The following is a 25,832-nucleotide window of genomic DNA, read 5'->3' on the forward strand; positions in this document are numbered from 1 at the left end:
CCATTCATGATCAGGGAGTCGCCGTGTCGTCGATCGAGGCCGTAATCGCCCGGGAGATCCTTGATTCCCGCGGCAACCCGACCGTCGAGGTCGAGGTGCTGCTCGCCGACGGGACCGAGGCGTCGGCCGCGGTCCCGAGCGGAGCGTCCACCGGCCAGTTCGAGGCCGTCGAGCTGCGCGACGGCGGCGAGCGGTACGGCGGCAAAGGTGTCCGTAACGCCGTCCGGGCGGTCAACGAGACCATCGACGACAAGCTCGTCGGCTACCCCGCCTCCGACCAGCGGCTGATCGACCAGCTCCTGCTCGACCTGGACGGCACCCCGGCCAAGTCCGCGCTCGGGGCCAACGCGATCCTCGGCGTCAGCCTCGCCGTCGCCAGGGCCGCCGCCGACGCCGCCGGGCTCCCGCTGTTCCGGTACGTGGGCGGCCCCAACGCGCACCTGCTGCCCGTCCCGATGATGAACATCCTGAACGGCGGCGCGCACGCCGACACCAACGTCGACGTCCAGGAGTTCATGATCGCGCCGATCGGCGCGGGGACCTTCTCCGAGGCGCTGCGCTGGGGCGCCGAGACCTACCACGCGCTGAAGTCGGTGCTGAAGTCCCGGGGCCTGAACACCGGCCTCGGCGACGAGGGCGGTTTCGCCCCCGAGCTGCCCTCCAACCGGGACGCGCTCGACCTCATCGTGGAGGCGATCGGCAAGGCGGGCTTCACCCCCGGCCGCGACATCGCGCTCGCGCTGGACGTCGCCGCCACCGAGTTCCACGCCGACGGCCTGTACGCGTTCGAAGGCACCAAGCGGTCCGCCGACGAGATGGCGGCCTACTACGCCGAGCTGCTCGGCGCCTACCCGCTGGTCTCCATCGAGGACCCGCTGGACGAGGAGGACTGGGCCGGCTGGGAGGGCCTCACCGCCGCCGTCGGCGACCGCGTCCAGATCGTCGGGGACGACCTGTTCGTCACCAACCCCGAGCGGCTGGCCCGCGGCATCAGGGACCGCGCCGCGAACGCCCTGCTGGTCAAGGTCAACCAGATCGGCACCCTCAGCGAGACGCTCGACGCCGTGTCCCTCGCGCAGACCAGCGGCTACCGGTGCATGATGAGCCACCGCTCCGGTGAGACCGAGGACACCACGATCGCCGACCTGGCCGTCGCGACGAACTGCGGCCAGATCAAGACCGGCGCCCCGGCCCGCAGCGACCGCGTCGCCAAGTACAACCAGCTGCTGCGCATCGAGGAACTGCTCGGCGACGCGGCCCGCTACGCCGGCGCCGCCGCGTTCCCGAGGTTCGGCGCGCGGGGCTGACGCGGACGGGGCCCGGCGTCCGGCACGTCCGCACGCCGGGCACCCGCCCTCCCGGGGGTGCGCCCCCGGACCCCGGCAACAGCTCTCGTACAGGCAGGGGACACGCCATGGCGCAGGACGAGAAGGCCCGCCCCAGGGCTGCGCGGGCCGAGCGGGCCGAGCGGGCCGAGCGGGCCGAGTCCGAGGGCGACGGCGGGCGCCGCGGCAACCCCGCGCTGACCAGCCGCGCCGCCATCCTCGCGGTCGTGGTGTGCGCCATCGCGCTGAGCCTCGCCTACCCCGTGCGCGAGTACATCGCCCAGCGCAAGGAGATCGCCGATCTCGAGCACAAGGAGGGCCTCGCCCGCCGCCACGTGGACGAGCTCGCCCAACGTAAGCGACAACTAGGGGATAAGTCGTACATTGAGCGTGAGGCGACACGAAGGCTCCATTACTGTCGTCCGGACGTGAAGTGCTACATCGTCCTGGACGGCGGCGGGAGCGAGGGGCAGCAGACGCGCAAGGGCGGCACGCCGAGCAGGCCGCCATGGTACGAGACACTGTGGCGGTCGGTGGAGGCCGCCGACCGGCCGCGCTGACGGCCGCCGGCGTCTCCGGCGGCGAGCACGCGCGACAGGGATCGCAGGATCCGCGGGTGGGGACACAGATGATCGAGGAACGCTCTCCCCGGGCAGCGTCCGGGGGGTCCGGGGGGTCGTCCCCCCAGGGTGACGGCGCCATGGCTGGGGAGCCCGAGGGGCCGTCCCCTCAGGAGGCCGCCGCGGACGCCGCGGATGCCCGGGTGTCCGGGACTGGAACGGTCTCTGAGATGCCCGCCAAGATCGACGCGGACGACGTGGCGGCGGTGGCGGCCCAGCTCGGCCGCGAGCCGCGCGGGATGCGGCGGGTCGCCCACCGCTGCCCGTGCGGGCGGCCCGACGTGGTCGAGACGGCGCCCCGGCTGCCCGACGGCACCCCGTTCCCGACGCTGTTCTACCTCACCTGCCCGAAGGCGGCCTCGGCGATCGGGACGCTGGAGGGCGGCGGGATGATGCGCGAGATGCAGGCCAGGCTCGCGGACGACCCGTCCCTGAAGGCCCGCTACACCGCCGCCCACGAGGACTACCTGCGCCGCCGCGGCGACGCCGCCCGCGAGGACGGTATCGAGCCGCTGCCCGAGGGGATGCAGAGCGCGGGCGGCATGCCCGGCCGCGTGAAGTGCCTGCACGCCCTCATCGCCCACGAACTCGCCGTGCCCGGCTCCAACCCGTTCGGCCGGGAGGCGCTGGAGGCGCTGCCGGACTGGTGGCGCTCCGGTTCCTGTGTCCGCACCGCCGAGGAGGCCCAGTGACGCGTGTCGCCGCCATCGACTGCGGGACCAACTCCGTCCGGCTGCTGATCGCCGACATCACCCCCGGCGACGACGGCGGCACGCTCACCGACGTGGAGCGCCGGATGGAGATCGTCCGGCTCGGGGAGGGCGTCGACCGGACCGGGCGGCTGTCGCCCGCCGCCCTGGAGCGGACGTTCACCGCGATGCGCGGCTACGCCCGGCTGATCGAGCGGCACGGCGCCGAGGCGGGCGGGGGCCCGGTCAAGACCCGCGTGGTGGCGACCAGCGCCACCCGCGACGCCGCCAACCGGTCCGACTTCGTCGACGGCGTCGTCGACATCTTCGGTGTGGTGCCGGAGGTGATCACCGGGGACGAGGAGGCCGCGCTGTCGTTCACCGGCGCGACCGGGGACCTGGCGGGGCTGCGTCCCGCCCGTCCTTACCTGGTGGTGGACATCGGCGGCGGTTCCACCGAGTTCGTGCTGGGCAGTTCGAGCGCCGACGCCGCGCGCTCGGTCGACATCGGATGCGTCCGGATGACCGAGCGGCACTTCAAGGACGGCGACCCGCCGTCGCCGGAGCAGATCGCCGACGCGGTCGCCGACATCGACGCCGCGCTCGCGCAGGTCCGCGAGGCGGTCCCGGTGGACGAGGCCCGCACGCTGGTCGGCCTCGCGGGCTCGGTCACCACCGTCGCCGGGATCGTGCTCGGCCTGCCGGAGTACGACTCGTCCCGGATCCACCTGTCCCGGATCACCGGCACGCAGGTGCACGAGGTGACGCGGCGGCTGCTGCACGCCACCCGCGCCGAGCGGGCCGCGTTCGGCGTGATGCACCCGGGACGGGTCGACGTGATCGGCGCGGGCGCGCTCATCCTCGACCGCGTGATGCGGGAGTACGGGTTCGGCGCGGTCGTCGTCAGCGAACACGACATCCTGGACGGCCTCGCCTGGTCCCTGGTCTGAGCATCCTGCTCCGCCCCAGGGATCCGGGGACCCGGGATCCGGGGGCACCCGTGGGATCCGGGCCGCTCCCGGGCTCCCGGGCCGCCGTGCCTACTGCCTGAACTGGGCGAGCAGCGCCGGGATCAGCACGGCGTTCGGGTTCTGCTGCGGGACGTAGAGCACCGGCGAGGAGTTGCTGGACTGCTGGATCCAGACCCGCCCGCCGTCCACGACGGCGCCGGAGATCGCCGACCAGCTCAGCGACACCCGGTTCCCGCGCACGCCGCCCGGGTGGACGGTCAGCCCCTGCGCCACGTCGATGGACTCGCCGGCCCTGACCCGCCCGGCCAGCTCGGCGACCAGCCGCTGCTCGGCGTAGATCTGGCACAGCTCGATGAGACGCCCCCAGATCCGCTCGGGCTCGCCCTCCGGGCCGAGGGGGCGCCCCGGCATCGCGTCCGGGTCGATGACGGCCTCGACGCGGGGGCCGCCGTGGAACGGGAAACGGCCCGCCTGGAAGATCCACCGGGTGCAGACCCGCTGTCCGATGTCGGCCGGTACCTGCGCCGCCCAGTACGCCACCCACTCCACCCGGGGCCAGGGCAGCGCCGACGTCCCGTACGAGACGACCTGGTCGTCGGCGTGGAGACGGATGCCGCGCACGTTCACCTCGACCGGATGGACGGCGGGCTGCCTCCCCCAGTCGTTCACCTGGCCCAGCGGCGCCGCATAGTAGGGGTCCCGCTCCTGGACGGGCTCCTGACGCGGCGGCTGGGGTGCCCGCAGGCGGGGAGGCCCGGCCGGCTCCGGGTTGAGGCGCTCGGTCCAGACCTGTCCGTCCCACCAGCGCAGGCTGCCGGTTCCGTAAGGATCGGGATACCAGCCCGGTTGCGACAAGGCATGCCTCCGCTTCGCAATGGCGCGCCGGACACCCGCCTCCCCGACCGGCCAACGCATCGTATCGAGATCAGCACTGCTACTGATCGGTCACGCGCACAGTCGGCCACTCCCCGCCACCATCTTGGGTACATGGGAGAATTGGGTTATGGGCAACCCTCCGTTCGTGCCGCCCGGGTCGGGGTGGCCGGGCGACCCCGCCGGGCCCGGTACGCCGGTCGCGCACGACCCCGGCGACGTCGTCGATCTGGCGGCGAAGGCGCCCGATCTGGAAGGGCTGTGCGCCCGTCAGTCGGTGTGCCGCGCCTGCGACCGTCTCGTCGAATGGCGGGAGCGGGTGGCGGTGCAACGGCGCAGGGCCTTCGCGGACGAGAGGTACTGGGGGCGACCCATCGCGGGCTGGGGCGACGCCGACCCGCGGATCCTCATCGTGGGGCTCGCGCCCGCCGCGCACGGCGGGAACCGCACGGGGCGGATCTTCACCGGCGACCGGTCGGGCGACTGGCTGTTCGCGTCGCTGTACCGGGTGGGGCTCGCCGCGCAGCCGACGAGCGTCCGCGCGGACGACGGGCAGCGGCTGATCGGCGCGCGGATGGCGGCTACCGTCCGGTGCGCGCCGCCCGACAACAAGCCCACCCCGCAGGAGCGGGCCGCCTGCCTGCCCTGGCTGGCCCGCGAGGTCGGATTCGTCGCGCCGAGCGTGCGGTGCGTCGTGTGCCTCGGCGGGTTCGCGTGGCAGGGCGTCTGGCCCGCTCTGCGGGAGGCCGGGTACGGGCTGCCGCGTCCCCGCCCGGCGTTCGGGCACGGGGCGGAGGTGGAACTGGAGCCGCCGCCGTCGGTGGCCCGCCGCGATCCGGTCCTGATGCTCGGCTGCTACCACCCGAGCCAGCAGAACACGTTCACCGGGCGGGTCACCGAGGCCATGCTCGACGACGTCTTCACCCGCGCCCGCGACTACGCGTGACCGGCCGCCCTAGCGGGTGAGCGAGAGCGGGGTCGTGCGGATGCGGCCGTGCTGGCAGACCTGGCCGTACTTCCACGGGACGGTCAGCCGCGTGGTCTCGTTCGGCGGGATCACCCTCAGGGTGGTCGCGGTGGGCCGGCACGTCTCCTCGTCCTCGTCGTACGCGGGGGCGACGGTCCAGTGCAGCTTCTGGTAGGCGCTGCCGCCGGGCGGCAGGGTGATCGTGCGCGCCGTCCCCTCGCGGACGACCTGCGTCGGGACGGGCCCGTCCGGGCCGGCGAGGGCGAGCCCGGACCAGCCGCCGGTGGTGCAGGGCTTCGAGGACTTGCTGGTGAGGACGAGCGTCAGGTAACGCTGTCCCGCGCCCGCGTCGTATCCCGTCAGCGACGCCGTGAGCATCGGCGTGGTGCAGCGCAGCCCTCCGGCGCCCGTCCCGTGGCCGTTGCCGCCCGCACCCGCCGAGGCACCGGGCGTCCCGGCACCGGGAGCACCGGCGCCGGGAGTGCCGGTGGTCGGGCCGTCGGAGAGCGGGGTGCCGGGCGACGTCGGCTGGGTGCCGCCCGCCGAGGTCGTGCCCGCGTTGGACGAGGAGCCGCAGGCCGTCAGCGACGTCGCGAGGGCCGCGGCGGCGAGCGTTCCCCAGATGATGCGGTGCATGTGAGATCCCCCTGGAATGGATGACGGCGGGGCAGGGCCTGGGCCAAGCGGCCGCCGGGTGAGGGCCGACCCCTGTTGCGGCCCGCCGGTCCCGGCCGCTTGACGCCCCCGTCCGGCCCTGTCCCCGCCGTTGTCTTTCTGGCGGTACATCCATGTGATGCCGGGGGAGGGAGAGAAGTTCGGGGCCGAGGGCCCCGGATGATCTGAGTGCCGGCGGGCCCCGCGTCCGGCCGTCCGGGCCCGTCCGGTCCGCGATCGGGGTGAGCTGGACGCCTATGCGGGTATCGCTCCCGTTATGCCATCCGAGCGCACCACGGACGACGCCCAGCACATCGTGATCATCGGCGGCGGGTACGTCGGCATGTACACCGCCCTGCGCCTGCAGAAGAGGCTCCGGTCCGAGCTGCGGCGCGGCGAGGTGGTGGTGACCGTCATCGACCCGCAGTCCTATATGACCTATCAGCCGTTCCTGCCCGAGGCCGCCGCCGGGAACCTGGAGCCCCGGCACGTCGTGGCGCCGCTGCGGCGGGTCCTGCGCCGCTGCCGGATCCTGAACGGGTTCGTGACGGGGATCGAGCATGCCTCGCGGACGGTCACCGTCCGCCCGGCGGGCGCCGACTCGACCGGCGCCCCGGAGCGGCGGATCGGCTACGACCTGCTGGTGGTGGCGCTCGGCTCGGTCTCGCGGACGCTGCCGATCCCCGGCCTCGCCGAGTGCGGGATCGGCTTCAAGACCGTCGAGGAGGCCATTTTCCTGCGCAACCACGTCCTGCACCAGCTCGACATCGCCGCGTCCAACCCCGACGACGAGCGGATCCGGCGGCGGGCCCTGACGTTCGTGTTCGTCGGCGCCGGTTTCGCGGGCATCGAGGCGCTGGCCGAGCTGGAGGACATGGCCCGCGACGCGTGCAAGTGGTACCCGAACATCGACGCGGGCGACATGCGCTGGATGATGGTCGAGGCGACGGACCGGATCCTGCCCGAGGTCGGACCCGAGATGGGCCGCTGGACGGCCGAGGCGCTGCGCCGCCGCGGCATCGAGGTCAAGCTGGAGACGCTGCTGAAGTCGGCGGAGAAGCGGCACATCGTGCTGAGCGACGGCGAGGAGTTCGAGGCCGGGACGCTCGTGTGGACCGCCGGGGTGAAGCCGCACCCGGTCGTCGGCGACAGCGACCTCCCCCTCGACGGCAAGGGCCGCATCAAGGCGACGGCGGAGCTGACCGTGGACGGGCTGGAGCGCGTCTACGCCGCGGGCGACAACGCGGCCGTCCCGGACCTGACCGACACGGGGGACTTCACCGCGCCCAACGCCCAGCACGCGGTCCGGCAGGCGAAGCGGCTCGCCGACAACATCGTCGCGGACCTGCGCGGGAAGCCCCGCAAGCCGTACGTGCACGCCTACGTCGGCTCGGTGGCGGGCCTCGGCCTGCACAAGGGCGTCGCGAACGTCTACGGCGTGAAACTCAGGGGCGTCCTCGCCTGGCTCATGCACCGCACATACCATCTGTCTCGGATGCCGACCGTGAACCGCAAGTTCCGGATCACCGCGGACTGGACGCTCGCCCTGTTCTTCCGGCGCGAGATCGTCTCCCTCGGTGAGCTGGAGTGGCCCCGCCAGGAGTTCGAGCTGGCGGCCGGGAGGCGCAAGGACACCTGACACCGGCCCCCCGAGGAGGCGCGCCCCCGTGACCGGAGTCGCCTCCCGGCTCGCCCCGCTGCTCACCAAGATCATGCTCGGTGAGGGCCGGGAGGCCGCCGACGAGCTGCCGATCCAGGTGCGGGCGTGGGACGGCAGCTCCACCGGCCCGGACGGCGCCCCCGCGTTCGTGATCCGGAACCGCCGGGCGCTCCGCAGGCTGCTGTGGAAGCCGGGCGAGATGGGGCTCGCCCGCGCGTACGTGGCCGGGGAGCTGGACATCGAGGGCGACGTGTTCGCCGCGCTGGACGCCGTCCAGCAGGTGATGCGCAGCGGGGACCGGCCGATCCGGCTGAGCGCCGACGACAAACGGGACATCGTCCGCACGGCGGTGATGCTCGGCGCCGTCGGCCCCGAGCCGAAGCCGCCGCCGGAGGAGTTCTCACCCGGCCGCGCCGCCGAGCCGATGGCGGAGTCGGCTGCGTTCCTCGTCCGGCTGTTCGGGGAGGGGCTGGCGCACGGTACCGGGCTGTGGGACCAGGCCGTCGACCTCGACGAGGCGCGGGACGCCGCCCACCGCTCGGTCGCCGAGCGGCTCGGGCTGTTCCCCGGCGCCCGGCTGCTCGACCTCAGCTGCGGGTGGGGCGCGTTCGCCCGGTACGCCGCCGCCGAGTGCGGCGCCCGCGTGGTGGGGCTGACCCGCACCCCCGAGCAGGCCGACCACGTCCGCGCGGTGGCGGCCGAGGTGGACGGCGACGTGCAGGCGCGGGGCTGGGACCTGGCCGAGGCGGGCGACGGGCCGTATGACGCGATCGTCGGCCTGGCGGGCATCGAGTCCGTCGACCGCGCCACCGCCCGGCTGTACGGGCTGCTCGCGCCGGGCGGGCGCCTCGTCCTGCACCAGCCGGCGCGGCGCCCGGGGCCGCACCAGATCCGCCGCACGTTCACGACGAGCTACATGTTCCCCGAGGACGGCGAGCTGCGCCCCCTCGGCGCGATCGTCGGCGAGCTGGAGGACGCGGGGCTGGAGGTGCGGGCCGTGGGGGCGCTGCGCGAGCACCACGCGCGGACGCTGCGGGCGTGGGCGGCCAACCTGCAACGTCACTGGGCGGAGTGCGCGGAGCTCGCCGGGACGGGACGCGCCCGGGTGTGGCTGCTGTATCTCGCGGCGTCCGCTCTGGCGTTCGAGAGTGGACGCATCGGTATGAATGAAATCTGTGCAATTCGCCGTGACCGGGATGGGCGCGCGGGGACCACGCTGGTGGAAGGGCGCGCCGTAATAAGCCGTTAAGGTGCACCTTTTCCTAGTGTGTCCACTTTTACACAGAAAGGCATGGTAAGCGGCTGACCTGCGGTTTCGTGAACCCGCGTAGGCCGCAGAGGGGAATCGGCGGAGCTTCTGGGGCGAATGTGGTCTCAGTCGAATATCACACCGCGGGACATCCGATGATGTCCCGGTATGATGACGCCGCCCCTGTAGCCCAATGGCAGAGGCAGGTTCCCTAAAAGAGCCTATGTGTCGGTTCGAGTCCGACCAGGGGCACCCGACGACCGGCCGGCGCCCTGCCAGGGGCACCGGCCGGACGCCTTCGGGGCGCCGGTCCCGATCAGATGTGCGTCAGCCGCTTAGACTGGTCGTCAGGTCGGCCAACATGGAGGCTCCACATGGAGAGCAGGAACCCGGCGTTCCGGGGTGATGCCTTCGGCCAACGGGCCGGAGGCCCGGGATACGGCACCGCGGGCTACGGCGCGCAGCCCTACGGCGGCCAGTACGGCACGCAGCCCTACGGCGCCCCCGGCGGTGCGCCGCCCGGGTACGCGCCACCGGACACGCGGCCCATGACCATGGACGACGTCGTCGTCCGCGGGTTCATGACGCTGGCCACACTGATGATCACCGCGGCGCTGGCGTGGGCGCTGGTGCCCACCAGCCTCGCGGCACCCGTCCTGATCGTCACGCTCCTCGCGGAGATCGGGATCTGGGCCTTCATCACGTTCGGGCGCAAGGCCAACGCGCCCCTCGTGCTGGCATTCGCCGCCGTCTACGGCATCGCGGTCGGCATCATCAGCCATTCCTACAACGACATCTACCACGGGGTGGCCCTCCAGGCCGTGGTCGGCACCGCGCTGGCGTTCGGCGCGACGCTCGCGGTGTACGCGCTGCGGATCGTCCGCGTCACGCCGAAGTTCGGGCGGTTCGTCATCGCGGCGGGCCTCGCGCTGATCGGGCTGATGCTCGTCAACGTGATCGTGCAGGTCTTCGGCGGGGACGACGGGATCGGCATCCGCGACCCCGGCAATCCGCTCGCCTACGTGTTCTCCGTCGCCGCGATCCTCGTCGGCTGCTTCTTCCTGCTGCTGGACTTCGACGCCATCGAGCAGGGCGTCCGCTCCGGCGCGCCGGAGAAGTTCGCCTGGTACTGCGCGTTCGGGCTCGTCCTCAGCCTCGTGTGGATCTACCTGGAGATGCTCCGCCTGCTCTCCTACTTCTCCGGCAGGGACTGACCCTCCCGGCAGGGACCCACGGAAACGATCAGCCCCTCCGCACGCGCGGAGGGGCTGATCGTTGTGGGATCTCTGCGCCAGGGTCGTGGCGGCGGTCCGGCACGACGGCGGAGGACGTCCGTTGGCGGGATCCCACCAAGTTCGTATGGGTTTCGTCAGTAGTGGCGTGCGCGGCGCGCGCGCTCGTGCTCGCGCACCAGCGCCGCGGCGTAGCCGTGGGAGAGGTTGTGCTCGTCGGCCAGCCAGGTGCAGCGTTCCTCGCAGCGGGAGAACGACGGTCCGTTCTCGATGGCGGTGAACCACTCGGGGATGTCACGTCCTGTGACTTGCGGAATGCGGGCGATCAGCTTGCTGTGCGTCTCCGGCGAGTGGTTCAGTGACAATTGGCACCTCCAGGTCGCGGGGCTCTTCCTGCCGACTCTGCAACAGCGGCCGGGATGTGACAACCCCCTAACGGGGACCTATCTTTTACGTTACGTAGATCATTCGTAACGGGGATATCCTCCGGAAACCCGCAGGTGACCCGCGCGCGGGCCACCTGCGGGTTCGCGCGTTCCACGAGGCGGACGCCCGGACGCCCGTCAGGACAGGCGCTCCAGCACCATCGCCATGCCCTGCCCGCCGCCGACGCACATCGTCTCCAGGCCGAACTGCTTGTCGTGGAACCGGAGCCCGTTGAGCAAAGTCGAGGTGATCCGCGCGCCCGTCATGCCGAAGGGGTGACCCACGGCGATGGCCCCGCCGTTGACGTTCAGCTTGTCGAGGTCGATGCCGAGGTCCTCCGCGGACGGCAGCACCTGCGCCGCGAACGCCTCGTTGATCTCCACGAGGTCGATGTCGGCGATCGTCATGCCCGCGTGGGCGAGCGCCCTGCGGGACGCCTCCACCGGGCCGAGGCCCATGATCTCGGGGGACAGGCCGGTGACGCCGGTCGAGACGATCCGCGCCAGCGGCGTGACGCCCAGCTCGGCGGCCTTGGCGTCGCTCATGATCACGACCGCGGCGGCGCCGTCGTTGAGGGGGCAGCAGTTGCCCGCGGTGACCGTCCCGTCCGGGCGGAACACCGGCTTGAGCTCGGAGACCTTCTCGTAGGTCGTGCCCGCCCTGGGCCCGTCGTCCTTGGCGACGACCGTCCCGTCCGGCAGCGTGACGGGGGTGATGTCGCTTTCCCAGAACCCGTTGGCGAGGGCCTTCTCCGCGAGGTTCTGCGAGCGGACGCCGAACTCGTCCTGCGCGCGCCGCGTCACCCCGCGGATCGAGGCGACGTTCTCGGCGGTCTGCCCCATCGCGATGTAGATGTCAGGGACGGCGCCGTCCTCCCGGGGGTCGTGCCACACCGGCGCGCCGCCCTCGGCGGCCTTGGCGGTGCGGTCCTCGGCCCCCGCGAACACCGGGTTCTTCGTGTCGGGCAGCCCGTCGCTGCTGCCCTTGGCGAAGCGGCTGACGGTCTCGACCCCGGCCGAGACGATGACGTCGGCCTCACCCGACCTGATCGCGTGCAGGGCCATCCGGGTCGTCTGGAGCGAGGACGAGCAGTACCGCGTGACGGTCGCGCCGGGCACGCCGTCCCAGCCCAGCAGGACGGACACGACGCGCGCCATGTTGTACCCCTGCTCCCCGCCGGGCAGCCCGCACCCGAGCAGCAGGTCGTCGATCTGCGAGGGGTCGAGTTCCGGGACCTTGGCCATCGCGGCGGTGACCATCTGGGCGGTGAGGTCGTCGGGCCGAATGTCCTTGAGCGACCCCTTGAAGGCGCGGCCGATCGGCGAGCGCGCGGTGGCGACGATGACTGCCTCGGGCATGTGCGGGACTCCTGTCTCAGCGGGCCGGTCTGCCGGGCGGGCTCCCCGCGGAGACCGCGTTACCCGCCGGTCACAAGCAATCTAGCCCGTGGCCTCGACGCACGCCCACGCCGGGTCCCGCTCAGCGCCGACAAAGTGTCCAATAGGCGCAAACGGCACGCCACCCGCAAATCCCGGCCCCACTGTGACACGCGCCCCATGCGAGCGGGACCAGGAGGACACAGACTGTAACCACGCGCCCGGCCGGGCCGCCTCTGCGCGGATGGCGGCGGGGCAGGGGTCGCGGAAAACGACCGGGGCTCGTCATTGGTGACCGGACGGGCCCCGGTCCTCTGCTCAGACCTTCACAGGGCCCGTTTGACCTCGGAGAGGAACGCCCGCCACTCCCCGGCGTCGAGAACCAGCTTCGGCCCATCAGGATCCTTGGAATCCCGAACCGCCACCGCCGGATCGACCCGAGCCACCTCGACGCAGTCACCACCAGTGTCTGTGCTGTGGCTGCTCTTTACCCAGGTGAGGTCGGCGACCTCGATGCACTCCCCGCCCGTGTCACCGCTGTGGCTGCTCCTGATCCAAGAGACGTCGGCGACCTCGATGCACTGTCCGCCGGTGTCGGTGCTCCGGCTGCTCTTACGCCAGTTCGCGGACGAGAGGTTCATTCTGATCATGTTCCCTCCAACGCGGCGTTCAGGAGTTCCAGGGAGTCATCGGCTGACATCGCCGCACTCCTGATCAGATCGTAGCGTCGACGGTACTCCTGAACAGTGGCCCGGTGGTTGGTGAGATGTCCGCTCACATGCCCTTCGGTGTAGACGGCGTCGGGAGCGTCATCGAAGCTGAGAATCGTGAACGCTCCTGGTAGCCCCGCATATGCGCCCGCAGCCATGGGGACGATCTGAAGCGAGACGTTGTAGAGCCGAGCCTGGTCGGCGAGATGACGGTGCTGGCTGCGCATGACTTGCTGGTCGCCGACGATGCGGCGGACCGCCCATTCATCGAAGATCGCGACGACGCGAGGCGGGTTGGCGCGAGTGAGGATCTGCTGGCGCTCCATCCGACTGGTGACCAGGGCGTCGGTTTCGCTCTCGCTGCGGCCGGACTTCAGGACCGCGCGGGCATACTCCGGCGCCTGGAACAGCCCTTTGATCACCAGTGGATCGAAGGTGTACAACGTCGATGCGAGGGCTTCTTGCTGGACGAACTCCGCGAAGCCTGGAGGGAGGACGGCCAGGAAGCGGGTGTCGTTGATGAGCAGCCATAGGCGCTGGAAGACGCCATTGGTTTTGAAGTAGGTGTCGACGTCTAGGGCGAACTTCTCGGACGGGATGCTCTTCATCCCTTCGACCTGGCAGATCCATTGGGCGGTATAGCCGAGAAGGTCGGCGAATGCCGTCTTCGTCAGCCCGGCGTCCTCGCGCCAGGCGGTCATCTCGTTCGCGAATGCACGGATGGCCGGGGCGTCGTATGCCTCGCTTCTTGTTGCCATGGTCCCCTCCGGGGGTGAAGGCCGGATGGCGCAGTCACCTCGGGTGTATCACACTACGAAGCGATGCATTGCCGAAAGTAGTCAAATGACTGCACCTCCAAACCCGCCGGGACCATTGGCAGGCCGGAAAGGGCCCGATATGTCACCCCAAGGGCCAATGCGTCGTCTGGAACCCGACGCAGACGGCCCGCTTTGATTCTCCGAAGGAGTTGTAAGTTTGCATAAACTCCAGTGGGACGATTTGTCCGATGCGGCGCGGAACGCTATCGAGGCTCGGTGCGGGGCCGTCCTCAAGGCTGAATCGGCGGAGCGCGGGATCATGCCGGGGGTCGCGGCGCGGCTGGACACCGAGTGCAGGGAGAGCGCCTTCCTCAAGGCCATTCCGCGGGACGGGCCGGCTGTGCGGCTCCACCTCCGTGAGCGAGCTGCGAATCTCGGGATGGCGGACGGGGTTCCGGCGCCTCCGATGCTGTGGTCGGGGGAGGCCGGAGGCTGGCTGCTGCTGCTCTTCCACTTCGTCGACGGCGGGCGGTCCGCCGATCTGTCTCCGGGGTCTCGCGATCTGCCTGGTGTGCTCGATGCCGTGTCGCGAATCGAGGGATCGGGTGGTGTGCTGCCGCCGGTCTCGGTGAATCTGGAGATGCTCAAGAAGACGGCTGCGGCGTTTCTGGCCGAGGGGCTCGGCGGTTCGCGACGGGGCACGTACGCCGAAGCGCTCGATGCTCTCCCCTGGGCGGCGCTGGAAGGGGACGAGCTGCTGCACTACGACCTGCACAGCGGGAATCTGTTGGCCACCGGCCGCGAGACCTTCGTCATCGACTGGTCGTTCGCGTGCCGGGGAGCGAGGTGGGTCGACGCCGCCTTGCTGGCTCCCCGGCTTGTCGAGGCCGGGCACACGCCCGCGCGGGCGGAGGCGCTTGTGGCGGGTCTGCCCACCTGGGATGCCGCGCCCGCCGAGGCGGTCACCGGCCTGGCCGCTCTCTGGACGATGTTCCGTGAGTACAAGGCCCTTTACGGCCCCCGGGAGCATCGGGGATTCCGGACTCGCGCCGCCGAGGCGGGATGGGCGTGGCTGCGCCATCTTGCCCGTTGGTGATGTTCAGGTGGCGTTGGGGGTGATGGTGGGGAGGTCGGGGACGGAGCGGCGGTGCAGGAGAGTGGCCCAGCGGCCGCGGGGGCCGCGGTCGCGTCCGGCGACCGTCGCGCCCGAGACCTCGGTGCCCGACACCTCGGCGGCCTCTGCGGCGGCCAGGTAGACGGGGAGGACGCCCTCGCCGAGCAGGGGGTCGGGCATGTCGGGCTCCAGGTCGAGCGCGTGCGCCATCGACGGCAGGATGGCGGCGGACGCGGCGGCGTAGCCCCGGGCGGACGGGTGGTAGCGGTCCTCGCTGAACATCGTGCGGGGGTCGGCGGCGAACTCGCGTCCGAGCAGGTCGCCCAGGGAGACCGAGCGCCCGCCCCGCTCGACGACGGCGATCGTCTGCGCGGCGGCGAGCTGGCGGCTGGCGCGCCGCGCGATCCACTTCAGCGGCTGCATCAGCGGCTTGACCGACCCCAGGTCGGGGCAGGTGCCGACCACGACGTGGCAGCCGTGCGCGCGGAGCCGGCCGACCGCGTCCGCGAGGTGCCGGACGGACTCGGCGGCGGGCACGCGGCCGGTCACGTCGTTCGCGCCGATCATGATGACGGCCAGGTCGGGGCGCACCTGGAGTGCCTGCCCGACCTGCTCGGGGAGGGCGTGCGAGCGTGAGCCCGGCCGGGCGACGTTCGTCAGCCGGACGGGACGGTCCGCGATCGCCGACAGCCCGGCCGCCAGCAGGGCCGCGGGCGTCTCCTCCGGATCGTGGACGCCGAGCCCGGCCGCCGTCGAGTCGCCGATCATCACCAGTGACAGCGGTGACCCGCCCAGTGTCCCGCCGTAGAGGCCGTCCGCGACCGGCGGGTCGCCGTTCGGTGTCGCCTGAATGATCTTGCGTGCGAGCCTGGCCTCCACGACCACGAGCCCGAACGTGATGCCGCCGAGGGCCGTGATGCCCCCGCCCCCGTAGGCCGCCGCCGCCGCGATCCGGCGCGCTGTGAACGCTCTCCACATACCCCGCTGACCCTCCGTAACTGTCTTTTACCCCCGCCCGGGGACGTTGATGCCGTGCCGTCCTTTCTCGGCTACCGTCGGAAACGGGAGCCCCCCGGGCTCTCCGTCCCGTTCCACCCGCGGTGGACGCGGCGGAACGGGCCCATGACCGACACGCTGAACGACAAGGACGTCGCGGTGCACGTACACGACTCGCTCGTCGAGCTGATGGGGAACACCCCTCTCGTCCGGCTCCGCAAGGTGACCGGCGGCAGGGGCCCGCAGGTGCTGGCCAAGGTGGAGTACTTCAACCCCGGGGGCTCGGTGAAGGACCGCATCGCGGTCCGCATGATCGACGCCGCCGAGCGGTCCGGGGCCCTGCGACCCGGCGGGACGATCGTCGAGCCGACGTCCGGCAACACCGGGGTCGGGCTCGCGATCGTGGCGCAGGAGCGCGGCTACCGCTGCGTCTTCATCTGCCCCGACAAGGTCGCCAAGGACAAGGTGGACGTCCTGCGCGCGTACGGCGCCGAGGTCGTCGTGTGCCCCACGGCCGTCTCGCCCGACCACCCCGACTCCTACTACTCGGTGTCGGACCGGCTCGCCGCCGAGATCCCCGGCGCGTGGAAGCCCGACCAGTACTCCAACCCGCAGAACCCCGTCTCGCACTACGAGACCACCGGCCCTGAGTTGTGGGAACAGACCGAGGGCCGCATCACCCACTTCGTCGCGGGCATCGGGACCGGCGGAACGATCAGCGGCACCGGCAAGTACCTGAAGGAGGTCTCCGGCGGCACGGTCCAGATCATCGGCGCCGACCCGGAGGGGTCGGTCTACTCCGGCGGCAGCGGCCGCCCGTACCTCACCGAGGGCGTCGGGGAGGACATCTGGCCCGAGACCTACGACCGCGGCATCTGCGACCGGGTCATCGCGGTCTCCGACAAGGACTCGTTCACGATGACCCGCCGCCTGGCCCGCGAGGAGGCGCTGCTGGTCGGCGGGTCCTGCGGGATGGCGGTCGTGGCCGCGCTCCGCGTCGCCGCCGAGGCCGGCCCGGACGCGGTGATCGTCGTCCTGCTCCCGGACGGCGGGCGCGGCTACCTCAGCAAGATCTTCAATGACGAGTGGATGGCCGACTACGGCTTCCTCACCCCGTCCACCGAGGAGGCCCGTGTCGGCGAGGTCCTGACGCGCAAGGGCGGGACGCTGCCCGAGTTCGTCCACGTCCACCCCCACGAGAGCGTCCAGACCGCCATCTCCATCATGCGCGAGTACGAGGTCTCCCAGCTCCCCGTGATGAAGGAGGAGCCCCCGGTCATGGCCGCCGAGGTCGTCGGCTCGGTGGTGGAGAGCGATCTGCTCGACATCCTGGTCAAGGAGCACGCGAAGCTGACCGAGCCGGTGGAGCTCCACATGTCGGCGCCGCTCCCGACCCTCGGCTCCGGGGAGCCGGTCAGCAAGGCCGTCGGGGTCCTGGAGAAGTCGGGCGCCGCCGTGGTCCTCGTGGACGGCAAGCCCAAGGGCCTGGTCACCCGCCAGGACCTCCTGGCCTTCCTCGCCGGGAACTACTGAGAGGCAGGGAGGACGCCGTCAGGCCCGGTGGACGACGCGGCCGCCGAGGACGGTCATCGTCACCGGCAGGTCGGGCAGCTCGTCCGGGGGCGTGGCGAGCGGGTCGCCGCCGAACACGGTGAGGTCGGCGCGGAGGCCCTCGCGGATGCGTCCCGCGAGGTGCTCCTCGCCCGCGCCGTAGGCGGCCCAGGCCGTGTACCCGGCGAGCGCCTGGGCCGGGGTGAGCGCCTGGTCGCCGCCCACCGGACGGCGGTCAGGCCGCCCGGCCGGCCTGCGCAGGACCGCGCCCGCCATGATCACGCGCGGGTCGTAGCAGGTGAGGGGCCAGTCGGAGCCGAGCGCCACGCGGCCGCCCGCGCGGACGATGTCGGCGCAGCGCCAGCCGCGCCCGCAGCGGTCCGGCCCGAGCCGCCGCGACCAGTTGTCGGTGTGGTCGGGCAGCGTCCAGTCCAGGTGGGTGGGCTGCATGGACGCGACGACGTCGAGCTCGCCGAACCGGGCGATGTCGGCGTCGTCGATGATCTCGGCGTGCTCGATCCGGTGGCGGCCCCGGCGCGGTGCTCCCGCGCGCCGGTAGGAGTCGAGCGCGTGGGTGACGGCGTGGTCGCCGATGGCGTGGGTGAAGCAGGGCAGCCCCAGCTCGACCACGCGGCGGACCGCGGCGTCGTACCGTCCGGGGTCCTCCCACACCGGGAACCGGCCTTCGCCCGCGCAGTCCGGACGGTGCAGCCAGGCCGAGCCGCCGTCGATGGTGCCGTCCAGGAAGAACTTGACCGCGCCGGTGCGCCACCGGCGTCCGGGGCCGCGGTCCCGCAGCGCCCGGACGGTGTCCAGGGTCTCCTCCACGTCGCCGGGCAGCGCCCAGGGGGCGAGCAGGACCCGCAGCGGCAGCCGGTCCCCGTCGTCGAGCGCGTCGAGGACGGCCGCCGTACCCGGCCACAGGTCGGGGACGTGGACGCCGGTGATCCCGGCCGCGGCCTGCGCCGCGAAGAGCCGGGCCGCGTCGCGCGCGAGCTCGCCCGCGTCCGGCGGCGGGACCGCCCCGTAGCCGAGCAGCACCGCCGACAGCTCGTGGAGCCGTCCCGTGGGCACGCCGTCGCCGTCGACCGTGACCTCGGCCCGGTCACCGAAGCCGACCGGGCCGGTGATCCCGGCGCGCCGCAGCCCCTCGGTGCTCATCAGCGCGTTGTGGGCGTCGGCGGACCACAGGAACGCGGGCCGCCCGCCGACGGCGTCGTCGATCAGCCGCCGGTGCATGGCCTCCGGGGGAAGGGCGCTGTACTCGACCCCCGTCACGACGATCCACGCGTCCGGGGGGAGCCCCTCGCAGGCCCGGCGGATCACGCCGGTCAGCCCGTCCAGCGTGGTGAACCCTCCGGCGTCGGCGCCCCGGTTACCGGCGACCCCCAGCAGCGGATGCTGGTGGGAATCGACCAGGCCGGGCGTGACGGCCTGCCCTGGGCCCTCGACGACCTCGGTGCGCGGGCCGATGTGGGGGCGGACGTCGCGGGCGTCGCCGACCGCGACGATCAGGCCCTCCCGGACGGCCAGGGCCGTGGCCCGCGGCCGCGCGGCGTCGAGGGTGTGGACGACGGCGTCGCGGATGACCAGGTCGGCCGCGGTCAACGCGTCACCTCCTCGCCGCGGTCCGCGAAGGCGCTGCTGACGCGGACCTTGTCCTGCGGGCGGGCGGTGAGGAGATACAGGACGCCGATCACCAGCAGCCCGGCCGTGACCAGCGGCGCGGCCCAGATCTGATACCACGGCGCGCCGGGGGGCGCGAGGATGGTGCGCGGCCAGGTGATGTTGACGAACTCGAAGGCCAGCCAGACGACGGCGAGCGCGTTGACGACGGTGCCCGCGGTGCCCAGCCGGATGTGCCCGGCAGGTGTCCAGGTGCCGCGGACCCGGGCGATCAGCGCGGCCAGGGCGACCAGGAGGAAGACCAGGTAGAGCCCGGCGGTGCCGAACGTGATCAGGCTGCCGATGGCGGAGCTGTCGAGGGCGAGCAGAAGGCCCGCGCAGCCCACGGCGGTCACCGCGACCGTGCCGCCGATCGGTGCCTGCCTGCGGTTGACGATCCGCAGGAACCGCGAGCCGGGCAGGACGTCGTCCCGGGCGACGGAGTACACGGCGCGGGCGCTGGCGCCCTGCGCGGCGAGCCCGCAGGCGATGAAGGCGATGATCACGACGCAGATGAACGGCTTGGACGACCAGTCCCCGAACGAGGTGATGACGGCCGTGGTGATCGGGTCGGGGTCCTGGTTCGCCACGATCTTCGCGGGGTCGGGGTGGGCGAGCGTGGCCGCGAACGCGTTGAGGATCACCAGGCCGCCGACGCTGAGCAGCGCCCACCAGATGGCGCGGGGGACGTGGCGCGCGGCGTTGCGGGTCTCCTCCGAGGACATCGTGGTGGCGTCGAAGCCGACGAACGCCCATCCGCCGACGGCGAGCGCCGCCAGCATCGCCGCGGACACCGACCCGCCCGAGCCCGCCTCCGCGCCGAGGGTGTCGGTGAGCAGCGACCAGGGCTGCTCCCGGAACGCCAGCAGCAGGGCCAGGCCGACTCCCACCGACGCGACGGCCTCGGCGGCGATGCCGGCGTTCAGGATGCGCCGCAGCACGTCGATGCCCAGCGCGTTGACCAGCGAGCACGCGAGGATGAACACGGCCGCGACCGCCACCTGAAGGCGCGGTGTCGGCGTGATCTCGAACAGCGCGAGGAACCAGGGCGTGGACAGGTAGGCGATGGTCGTGTTCGCGGCCAGGTAGCCGCACAGCGACACCCACCCGGTCAGCCAGGCGTAGGACGGCCCGATCAGCCTGCGGGTCCACTGGTAGGGGCCGCCCGAGATCGGGAACTGGGACGCCAGCTCCGAGTAGACGGCCAGCAGCAGGCACTGGCCCGCCAAGCAGATCGGCAGCGTCCACACCCACATCGGGCCCGCCACGACCGTCCCGACCAGGGCCACCGCGTACAGGCCCACGACCGGCGAGACCGTCGCGAAGCCCATGGCGACGGACCCGAACACCCCCAGCCGCCGGCTGAGCCGCTGCTCGTAGCCGAGTTCACGCAGCCGCGCGTCGTCGGCGGCGTCCGTGTTGGAGACGTCCGTGTTGGAGGCGTCCGTGCCGTGGGAGGCGTCCGTGCCGCCGGGGGGAGGGGCCGGGGTGGTCCCGGCGGTGTCGTTCTCGTTCATGGCACGTCCTCCGTCGTCGTCTCGCGTGCCGCGCGCCGGGCGGTGTGCACCGGCGGGTCGGCGGTGCGGTGACAGTAGGTGACGTGCCGAGACCTGGTCGATCGACGTGGTGTCGAAGCATCGGGTGTGATGCCGGACACTATGTCCATGCCGTTCACCGTGGGGGATCTGCTCGCCGTCCGGGACCTTCACCTGAGCCTCGTCGCCGGGGCCGCCGGACGGCACCGGGTGATCGAGGCGGCCCACGTCTCGGAGATGCTGCGGCCGGGGGAGTGGCTCCAAGGCGGCGAGCTGCTCATGACGACCGGCCTGGTGCTGCCGGTCGACCGCTCCTCCTGCGACGGGTTCGTCCGGGACGTGGTCGGTGGCGGTGCCGCCGCCCTGGCGCTCGGCCTCGGCCGCGGGCAGCCCCACCGGCGGCCCCCCGCGCACCTGGTCGAGGCGGCGGAGGAGGCGGGCCTTCCGCTGCTCACGGTACCCGACGAGGTCCCGTTCATCGCCGTCACCAAGGCAGTCTTCGCGGCGCGGGCCGCCGAGGAGCGGCGGGCGCTGGAGCACACCGCCGACGTGCAGCGCAGGCTCACCGTGGCGGCGGCCTCGGGCGGCGGCCTCGACGTCATCCTGAAGGTGTGGCTGGACGCCACCCGGCGGCCGGCCGTGGTGACCGACGCCCTCGGACGGCAGCTGGCCGCCGTGGGCGACGCCCCCGGGCGGCTGCTGGACGCCGCCCGCACGATCATCGAGGAGATCACCCCCCGCGGGCTGCGCGGCAGCGCGGTCGTGGACGCCGCCGACCTCACCGTGGGGGTCCAGCCGATCGGCGCGCGGCGGCTGCGCGGCCACGTCCTGCTGGCCGGCCCGCCCGGCGGCGGGCACCGGCTGCTCGACGCCGCGCTGGTCTCCCTGCTGACGATGGAGCTGGAGCGCCGGCACCTGGCCCGCGAGCCGCACCGGCGGGCGCGGACCGCCGCCATGGGCAGGCTGGTGTCGGGCGGGATCTCCGAGGAGCGCGCCGGGCGGCTGCTCGCCGCGCTGGAGGTCTCGACGGAGAACCTGCGCGGGCTGGCCGTCCAGGCGCCGCCCGGCGAGGCCGAGGAACTGGCGGCCGACCTCTCCCTCGCCCTGCCCGGCGGCCTCGTCCGGTTCGACGGCGACATCGTCGAGGCGCTGGCGGTCGACGGCGTCGACGTGCCCGCGGTGCTCGCGCGGTTCGCCCCGGGCCGTCCGGCGGGCATCGGATCGGCCTTCCACCCGGGCACCGCCGCGATCACACTGCGCCAGGCGCGGTCCCTGCTCGCGGCGAGCGCGCGGCTCGGCCGTCCCGCCGAGGCCACCGGGCACGGCATCGGCCGCCTGCTGCTCACCCTCGGCCCGCCGGACCTGCTGGCCGCGTTCGCCGACGCCGTGCTCGCCCCGATCGACGCCGCCGACCCCGATGGGGAGATCCTCGCCACGCTGCGGACCTGGCTGGACGCCAACGGGGTCTGGGACGTCGCGGCCGGCCGTCTCGGCGTGCACCGGCACACGGTGCGCAACCGCATCGACCGGGTCGAACGGCTCACCGGGAGGCCGATCGCCTCGGCGGCCACGCGGCACGAGCTGTGGCTCGCGCTGGAGACGCGCGACGTCCTCGCGCACACCCCGCCGGCCCGCACCTAGCTGGACAAGGAGTCGAAGCCCGCATGGAGTCGTTGGACATTCCGGCCATCGACCGGCCGTCGGCGGCGCCCTAGCGTGAGCGGGCATCCGGCGTCCCGGCCTCGGACGCCCGCCCCTCACCTGGAGACGTCTCTGCCATGAACCAACCGCAAGTCGACGCCGACGTCGTGGTGATCGGCGCCGGATTCGCGGGCCTGACCGCGGCCCGGGACCTCGGGGCCGCGGGCAGGCGCGTCCGCGTGCTGGAGGCGCGCGACCGGATCGGCGGCCGCACCTGGTACCGGACGGACCTCATCGGCGGCTGCGGCCTGGAAATGGGCGGCACGTGGATCGTCCCGCAGCAGACGTTCGTCTCCGCCGAGGCCCGCCGCTACGGAATCGCGATCACCGGCAGTGAGCTGCCGGGCCGGATGACCTGGTCGAACCGGGGCACCGTGCTGGACACGCTGCTGCCCGTCCCCCCGGCCGAGCTGGGACGGCTGGAGCACGCCGTCCGCGCCCTCCTCGCCGCGGGCGCCCGCATCGACGTGGACCGGCCGCTGTCCGGGCAGGGCCTGGCCGACCTCGACGTGCCGATCCGGCAGTGGGCCGACGACGCCGGCCTGGAGGGCGACGCCCGCGAGCTGCTGATCTCCTGGCTCTGCGGCTGCGGCAACGCCTCGGCCGACACGGGATCGGCGCTGGACGTGCTGCGCTGGCTGGCCGCCATGGACAACTCGCTCTGGGGCATGGTCGAGGCCAGCGTCCTCGGCCAGACCTTCACCGACGGCACCGCGTCCCTGGCGCGGGCCCTCGCCGACGACGGCGGGGCGGACATCAGGCTGTCCTCGCCGGTGCGGTCCGTGCGCCAATACGACGACCACGTGGCCGTGGCCTACGACGGCGGCGCCGCCACCGCCCGGCGCGTGCTGATCACCGTCCCGCTCGGCGTGCTCCAGGACATCCACTTCGAACCCGCGCTCGCCCCCGCCAAGCTGGCGATCTCGAAGGAGAACCACGCCGGCCAGGGGCAGAAGATCTGGGCGCTGGCCCGCGGCGTCCCGGAGGACCTGAGCGGCTACGGCTGGGGGACGGACTTCGACTACGTCGGCGCCATGCGCACGCTCCCCGAAGGGGTCCTGCTGGTGTGCTTCGCCCCGGGCGGCCACCATGTGGACGGCGACGACCCGGCCGCGGTGCGGCGCGCCGTCCGCCAGTTCGCCCCCGCCGCCGAGATCGTCGCCACCGCCACGCACGACTGGGTCCACGACGAATGGTCCCGGGGGACGTGGACCACGTTCCGCGCCGGGCAGATCACCGCCCACGAGGGCCATCTCGCCACGCCGGAGGGCCGCGTGCACTTCGCCGGGGCCCACACCGCGCACCGCTGGCCCGGCTTCATCGACGGTGCCATCGACAGCGGCCGCCGCGCCGCGGCCGAGATCCTGGAGACCCCGTGACCTCCCCGCACACCCCGCCCGTCGGCCCCGCCGACGCGACGCGCGTCCCCCGCTACGCGGGCGACTCCACCTTCGCCCGGCTCCCCAGGCTCACCGACGTCCCCGACGCCGACGTACTGATCTGGGGCGTCCCCTTCGACTCGGGCGTCAGCTACCGTCCGGGCGCCCGGTTCGGCCCCGCGCACGTGCGGCAGGGCTCCCGGCTGCTGCGCCCCTACCACCCCGCCCTGGACGTCGAGCCGTTCGCGGTGGGCCAGGTCGCCGACGCCGGGGACGCCGGCGTCAACCCGTTCGACCTGGACGCCGCGATCACCGCGATCGAGGACGCCGCCCGGACCCTGTCGGGCACCCGGCGCCGCCTGATCACCATCGGCGGGGACCACACGATCGCGCTGCCGCTGCTGCGCGTCCAGCACGAACGCCACGGCCCGGTCGCGGTGCTGCACTTCGACGCGCACCTGGACACCTGGGACACCTACTTCGGCGCCCCCTACACCCACGGCACGCCGTTCCGCCGCGCCAGCGAGGAAGGGCTGATCGACGCGGCCCACTCGGCGCACGTCGGGCTCCGCGGCCCGCTGTACTCGCGGCTGGACCTGGACGAGAGCGAGCGGCTCGGCTTCACCGCCGTGCACGCCCGCGACTTCGCCCGGCAGCCGATCGACGACGTCATCGGACGCGTCCGCGCGAGGCTGGGGGACCGCCCGGTGTACGTCTCGATCGACATCGACGTGCTCGACCCCGCGTACGCGCCCGGCACCGGGACGCCCGAGGCGGGCGGGCTCTCCAGCCGTGAGCTGCTGGAGGTCCTGCGCGGGCTGGACGGCCTCCACCTGGTGGGGGCGGACGTGGTCGAGGTCGCCCCCGCCTACGACCACGCCGAGATCACCGGCATCGCGGCGGCGCACGTGACCTACGACCTGCTCGCCCTCCTCCAGAGGACGGGCCGGTGACCGGGTCCGTGACCGTCCGGAACATCGTGGACGGCGAGCTCCGCGCCGCCGCCGACGGGCGCGCCGGCGACCTGGTCGATCCGTGCACCGGCGAGGTGTACGGCAGCGCCCCGCTGTCCGGAGTTCAGGACGTCGACGACGCCTACGGCGCCGCGATCAGGGCGTTCGACGTCTGGCGCGCCACGCCTCCAGGGCAGCGGCAGCGGGCCCTGCTGCATTGCGCGGAGCTCCTGGAGCAGCGGGCCGACGCGTTCGTCGCCGCTGAATGCCGCAACACGGGCAAGCCGGTCGCCGCCACCCGGACCGAGGAGGTGTTCGCGGCGGCCGACTGCCTGCGCTTCTTCGCCGGGGCCGCCCGCCTGCTGCCGGGCATCGGCGCCGCCGAGTACACCCCGGGCCACACGTCCTACGTGCGGCGCGAGCCCGTCGGGGTCATCGGCCAGGTCGCCCCCTGGAACTACCCGCTGCTGATGGCCATGTGGAAGATCGCGCCCGCCCTCGCGGCGGGGAACACCGTGGTGCTCAAACCCGGCGACACCACCCCCGTGACCGCCGCGATGCTCGGCGAGCTGGCCGCCGGGGCACTGCCCCCGGGCGTCCTCAACGTCGTGTGCGGCGACCGGGACACCGGCCGCGCCGTCGTCGCGCACCCCGCCGCCGCCATGGTGTCGATCACCGGGTCGACGAGGGCCGGCGTGCAGGTCGCCCACGCCGCCGCGGACCGGGTCGCCCGCACCCACCTGGAGCTCGGCGGCAACGCGCCCGCGCTCGTGTTCGCCGACGCCGACCTCGGCCGGGCGGCCGACGGCATCGTCGGCGCCGGGTACTTCAACGCCGGGCAGGACTGCACGGCCGCGGCCCGCGTCCTCGTCCAGCGGGAGGTGTACGAGGAGTTCACCGCACGGCTGGTGGAGCGCGCCGCCGCCGTCCGCACCGGCCCACCCGCCGACCACGACGCCTACTACGGCCCGCTGAACAACGCCGGCCAGCTCGCCCGCGTCCTGCGGACCCTGGACGGCCTGCCCGCGCACGCCACCGTCGCGACCGGCGGCCACCGGGTGGGGGAGCGCGGCTTCTTCCTGGCGCCCACCGTCGTCACCGGCGTGGGGCAGGACGACGCCGTGGTGCGCGAGGAGAACTTCGCGCCGCTGCTGACCGTCCAGCGGTTCTCCGACGAGGACGAGGCGCTGCGGCTGGCCTGCGACGTCGACCACGCCCTGGCCTCCAGCGTGTGGACCTCCGACCACGGGCGGGCCATGCGCCTGGCCGCGCGCCTGGACTTCGGCTGCGTGTGGATCAACACCCACATGGTGCTGGTGGCCGAGATGCCGCACGGCGGGTTCAAGCGTTCCGGTTACGGCAAGGACCTGTCCCAGTACGGGCTGGAGGACTACACCCGCGTCAAGCACGTCATGCACGGTCACTGAC

Annotated in this window: 23 protein-coding genes and 1 tRNA gene; 15 read left to right on the forward strand and 9 right to left on the reverse strand. The window is 72.9% G+C overall.

The window, feature by feature from the left end; all coding sequences use genetic code 11:
* The first annotated feature begins 23 nt into the window (after positions 1-23).
* From eno to AGRA3207_RS28660, 4 genes are all read left to right on the forward strand, one after another.
* Positions 24-1,307, forward strand: coding sequence for a phosphopyruvate hydratase (gene eno / locus AGRA3207_RS28645; RefSeq protein ID WP_231330143.1), 1,284 nt, complete (start codon positions 24-26; stop codon positions 1,305-1,307).
* 107 nt (positions 1,308-1,414) lie between these two features.
* Positions 1,415-1,885: an FtsB family cell division protein gene (locus AGRA3207_RS28650; protein WP_231330144.1), complete on the forward strand. Its 471-nt coding sequence runs from the start codon at positions 1,415-1,417 to the stop codon at positions 1,883-1,885.
* A 230-nt stretch (positions 1,886-2,115) separates the two neighbouring features.
* Positions 2,116-2,637, forward strand: a complete 522-nt coding sequence (locus AGRA3207_RS28655) for a DUF501 domain-containing protein (protein WP_231330146.1) — start codon at positions 2,116-2,118, stop codon at positions 2,635-2,637.
* Positions 2,634-3,584: a Ppx/GppA phosphatase family protein gene (locus AGRA3207_RS28660; RefSeq protein WP_231330148.1), complete on the forward strand. Its 951-nt coding sequence runs from the start codon at positions 2,634-2,636 to the stop codon at positions 3,582-3,584. The genes AGRA3207_RS28655 and AGRA3207_RS28660 overlap by 4 nt, the downstream gene beginning before the upstream one ends.
* Positions 3,585-3,674: 90 nt before the next feature.
* Here AGRA3207_RS28660 and AGRA3207_RS28665 read toward each other — a convergent pair whose 3' ends face one another.
* Positions 3,675-4,460, reverse strand: a complete 786-nt coding sequence (locus AGRA3207_RS28665) for a DUF2510 domain-containing protein (protein WP_231330150.1) — start codon at positions 4,458-4,460, stop codon at positions 3,675-3,677.
* Between the two features lie 148 nt (positions 4,461-4,608).
* Here AGRA3207_RS28665 and AGRA3207_RS28670 point away from each other — a divergent pair, with 148 nt between their 5' ends.
* Complete coding sequence (locus tag AGRA3207_RS28670; protein ID WP_231330151.1) at positions 4,609-5,424, forward strand: uracil-DNA glycosylase; 816 nt, start codon at positions 4,609-4,611, stop codon at positions 5,422-5,424.
* A 9-nt stretch (positions 5,425-5,433) separates the two neighbouring features.
* On the opposite strand, the gene AGRA3207_RS28675 is transcribed toward AGRA3207_RS28670, so the two are convergent.
* Positions 5,434-6,081 (reverse strand): DUF4232 domain-containing protein, encoded by a 648-nt coding sequence (locus AGRA3207_RS28675; RefSeq protein WP_231330153.1) that lies wholly within the window; start codon positions 6,079-6,081, stop codon positions 5,434-5,436.
* 295 nt (positions 6,082-6,376) lie between these two features.
* Here AGRA3207_RS28675 and AGRA3207_RS28680 point away from each other — a divergent pair, with 295 nt between their 5' ends.
* The 4 genes from AGRA3207_RS28680 to AGRA3207_RS28695 all read left to right on the forward strand — a co-directional run bounded on the left by AGRA3207_RS28680 (position 6,377) and on the right by AGRA3207_RS28695 (position 10,222).
* Entirely contained in the window at positions 6,377-7,738 is a 1,362-nt protein-coding gene (locus AGRA3207_RS28680) for an NAD(P)/FAD-dependent oxidoreductase (RefSeq protein WP_231330155.1), read from the forward strand.
* A gap of 28 nt (positions 7,739-7,766) precedes the next feature.
* A complete protein-coding gene (locus AGRA3207_RS28685; protein WP_231330157.1) occupies positions 7,767-9,008 on the forward strand; it encodes a class I SAM-dependent methyltransferase in 1,242 nt (413 codons plus the stop codon).
* A 179-nt stretch (positions 9,009-9,187) separates the two neighbouring features.
* Positions 9,188-9,260: transfer RNA gene (locus AGRA3207_RS28690), tRNA-Leu, on the forward strand.
* Between the two features lie 122 nt (positions 9,261-9,382).
* A complete protein-coding gene (locus tag AGRA3207_RS28695) occupies positions 9,383-10,222 on the forward strand; it encodes a Bax inhibitor-1/YccA family protein (RefSeq protein WP_231330158.1) in 840 nt (279 codons plus the stop codon).
* A 155-nt stretch (positions 10,223-10,377) separates the two neighbouring features.
* Here the strand turns inward: AGRA3207_RS28695 and AGRA3207_RS28700 are convergent, their stop codons facing one another.
* From AGRA3207_RS28700 to AGRA3207_RS28715, 4 genes are all read right to left on the reverse strand, one after another.
* On the reverse strand, positions 10,378-10,605 hold the full coding sequence (locus AGRA3207_RS28700) for a DUF4287 domain-containing protein (protein WP_067455898.1): 228 nt from the start codon (positions 10,603-10,605) through the stop codon (positions 10,378-10,380).
* Positions 10,606-10,803: 198 nt separating this feature from the next.
* Positions 10,804-12,024 (reverse strand): acetyl-CoA C-acetyltransferase, encoded by a 1,221-nt coding sequence (locus tag AGRA3207_RS28705; RefSeq protein ID WP_231330159.1) that lies wholly within the window; start codon positions 12,022-12,024, stop codon positions 10,804-10,806.
* A 344-nt stretch (positions 12,025-12,368) separates the two neighbouring features.
* Positions 12,369-12,692, reverse strand: coding sequence for a DUF397 domain-containing protein (locus AGRA3207_RS28710; RefSeq protein ID WP_231330161.1), 324 nt, complete (start codon positions 12,690-12,692; stop codon positions 12,369-12,371).
* The gene (locus AGRA3207_RS28715) at positions 12,689-13,510 is read right to left on the reverse strand and encodes a helix-turn-helix domain-containing protein (RefSeq protein WP_231330162.1); all 822 of its coding nucleotides are present in this window, start codon (positions 13,508-13,510) and stop codon (positions 12,689-12,691) included. The genes AGRA3207_RS28710 and AGRA3207_RS28715 overlap by 4 nt, the downstream gene beginning before the upstream one ends.
* A gap of 217 nt (positions 13,511-13,727) precedes the next feature.
* Between AGRA3207_RS28715 and AGRA3207_RS28720 the strand changes: the two genes are divergently transcribed.
* The gene (locus tag AGRA3207_RS28720; protein ID WP_231330164.1) at positions 13,728-14,606 is read left to right on the forward strand and encodes a phosphotransferase; all 879 of its coding nucleotides are present in this window, start codon (positions 13,728-13,730) and stop codon (positions 14,604-14,606) included.
* Positions 14,607-14,609: 3 nt separating this feature from the next.
* On the opposite strand, the gene AGRA3207_RS28725 is transcribed toward AGRA3207_RS28720, so the two are convergent.
* Positions 14,610-15,602 (reverse strand): SGNH/GDSL hydrolase family protein, encoded by a 993-nt coding sequence (locus AGRA3207_RS28725; RefSeq protein WP_231330165.1) that lies wholly within the window; start codon positions 15,600-15,602, stop codon positions 14,610-14,612.
* A gap of 177 nt (positions 15,603-15,779) precedes the next feature.
* Here AGRA3207_RS28725 and AGRA3207_RS28730 point away from each other — a divergent pair, with 177 nt between their 5' ends.
* Positions 15,780-17,153 (forward strand): cystathionine beta-synthase, encoded by a 1,374-nt coding sequence (locus tag AGRA3207_RS28730; RefSeq protein WP_231336420.1) that lies wholly within the window; start codon positions 15,780-15,782, stop codon positions 17,151-17,153.
* Positions 17,154-17,171: 18 nt separating this feature from the next.
* Here AGRA3207_RS28730 and AGRA3207_RS28735 read toward each other — a convergent pair whose 3' ends face one another.
* On the reverse strand, positions 17,172-18,779 hold the full coding sequence (locus AGRA3207_RS28735) for an amidohydrolase (protein WP_231330167.1): 1,608 nt from the start codon (positions 18,777-18,779) through the stop codon (positions 17,172-17,174).
* Positions 18,776-20,353: an APC family permease gene (locus AGRA3207_RS28740; protein WP_231330168.1), complete on the reverse strand. Its 1,578-nt coding sequence runs from the start codon at positions 20,351-20,353 to the stop codon at positions 18,776-18,778. The genes AGRA3207_RS28735 and AGRA3207_RS28740 overlap by 4 nt, the downstream gene beginning before the upstream one ends.
* A 147-nt stretch (positions 20,354-20,500) precedes the next feature.
* On the opposite strand from AGRA3207_RS28740, the gene AGRA3207_RS28745 reads away from it, so the two are divergent.
* From AGRA3207_RS28745 to AGRA3207_RS28760, 4 genes are all read left to right on the forward strand, one after another.
* Positions 20,501-22,012, forward strand: a complete 1,512-nt coding sequence (locus AGRA3207_RS28745) for a PucR family transcriptional regulator (protein ID WP_231330169.1) — start codon at positions 20,501-20,503, stop codon at positions 22,010-22,012.
* Between the two features lie 137 nt (positions 22,013-22,149).
* The gene (locus AGRA3207_RS28750; protein WP_231330170.1) at positions 22,150-23,451 is read left to right on the forward strand and encodes a flavin monoamine oxidase family protein; all 1,302 of its coding nucleotides are present in this window, start codon (positions 22,150-22,152) and stop codon (positions 23,449-23,451) included.
* Positions 23,448-24,404, forward strand: coding sequence for an agmatinase (speB, locus tag AGRA3207_RS28755; protein ID WP_231330171.1), 957 nt, complete (start codon positions 23,448-23,450; stop codon positions 24,402-24,404). Before AGRA3207_RS28750 ends, speB begins: the two co-directional genes overlap by 4 nt.
* On the forward strand, positions 24,401-25,831 hold the full coding sequence (locus tag AGRA3207_RS28760; RefSeq protein ID WP_231330173.1) for a gamma-aminobutyraldehyde dehydrogenase: 1,431 nt from the start codon (positions 24,401-24,403) through the stop codon (positions 25,829-25,831). The genes speB and AGRA3207_RS28760 overlap by 4 nt, the downstream gene beginning before the upstream one ends.
* Position 25,832 lies beyond the last annotated feature (1 nt).

Origin of the sequence: Actinomadura graeca (assembly GCF_019175365.1) — a bacterium.
Taxonomy (GTDB): domain Bacteria; phylum Actinomycetota; class Actinomycetes; order Streptosporangiales; family Streptosporangiaceae; genus Spirillospora; species Spirillospora graeca.

Coding starts and splice junctions, on each gene's coding strand:
- AGRA3207_RS28710 (WP_231330161.1), bottom strand. CDS start 12,692: ATGATCAGAATGAACCTCTCGTCCGCGAACTGGCGTAAGAGCAGCCGG.
- AGRA3207_RS28740 (WP_231330168.1), bottom strand. CDS start 20,353: ATGAACGAGAACGACACCGCCGGGACCACCCCGGCCCCTCCCCCCGGC.
- AGRA3207_RS28745 (WP_231330169.1), top strand. CDS start 20,501: ATGCCGTTCACCGTGGGGGATCTGCTCGCCGTCCGGGACCTTCACCTG.
- AGRA3207_RS28705 (WP_231330159.1), bottom strand. CDS start 12,024: ATGCCCGAGGCAGTCATCGTCGCCACCGCGCGCTCGCCGATCGGCCGC.
- AGRA3207_RS28750 (WP_231330170.1), top strand. CDS start 22,150: ATGAACCAACCGCAAGTCGACGCCGACGTCGTGGTGATCGGCGCCGGA.
- AGRA3207_RS28695 (WP_231330158.1), top strand. CDS start 9,383: ATGGAGAGCAGGAACCCGGCGTTCCGGGGTGATGCCTTCGGCCAACGG.
- AGRA3207_RS28670 (WP_231330151.1), top strand. CDS start 4,609: ATGGGCAACCCTCCGTTCGTGCCGCCCGGGTCGGGGTGGCCGGGCGAC.
- AGRA3207_RS28675 (WP_231330153.1), bottom strand. CDS start 6,081: ATGCACCGCATCATCTGGGGAACGCTCGCCGCCGCGGCCCTCGCGACG.
- AGRA3207_RS28655 (WP_231330146.1), top strand. CDS start 2,116: ATGCCCGCCAAGATCGACGCGGACGACGTGGCGGCGGTGGCGGCCCAG.
- AGRA3207_RS28715 (WP_231330162.1), bottom strand. CDS start 13,510: ATGGCAACAAGAAGCGAGGCATACGACGCCCCGGCCATCCGTGCATTC.
- AGRA3207_RS28680 (WP_231330155.1), top strand. CDS start 6,377: ATGCCATCCGAGCGCACCACGGACGACGCCCAGCACATCGTGATCATC.
- AGRA3207_RS28725 (WP_231330165.1), bottom strand. CDS start 15,602: ATGTGGAGAGCGTTCACAGCGCGCCGGATCGCGGCGGCGGCGGCCTAC.
- AGRA3207_RS28650 (WP_231330144.1), top strand. CDS start 1,415: ATGGCGCAGGACGAGAAGGCCCGCCCCAGGGCTGCGCGGGCCGAGCGG.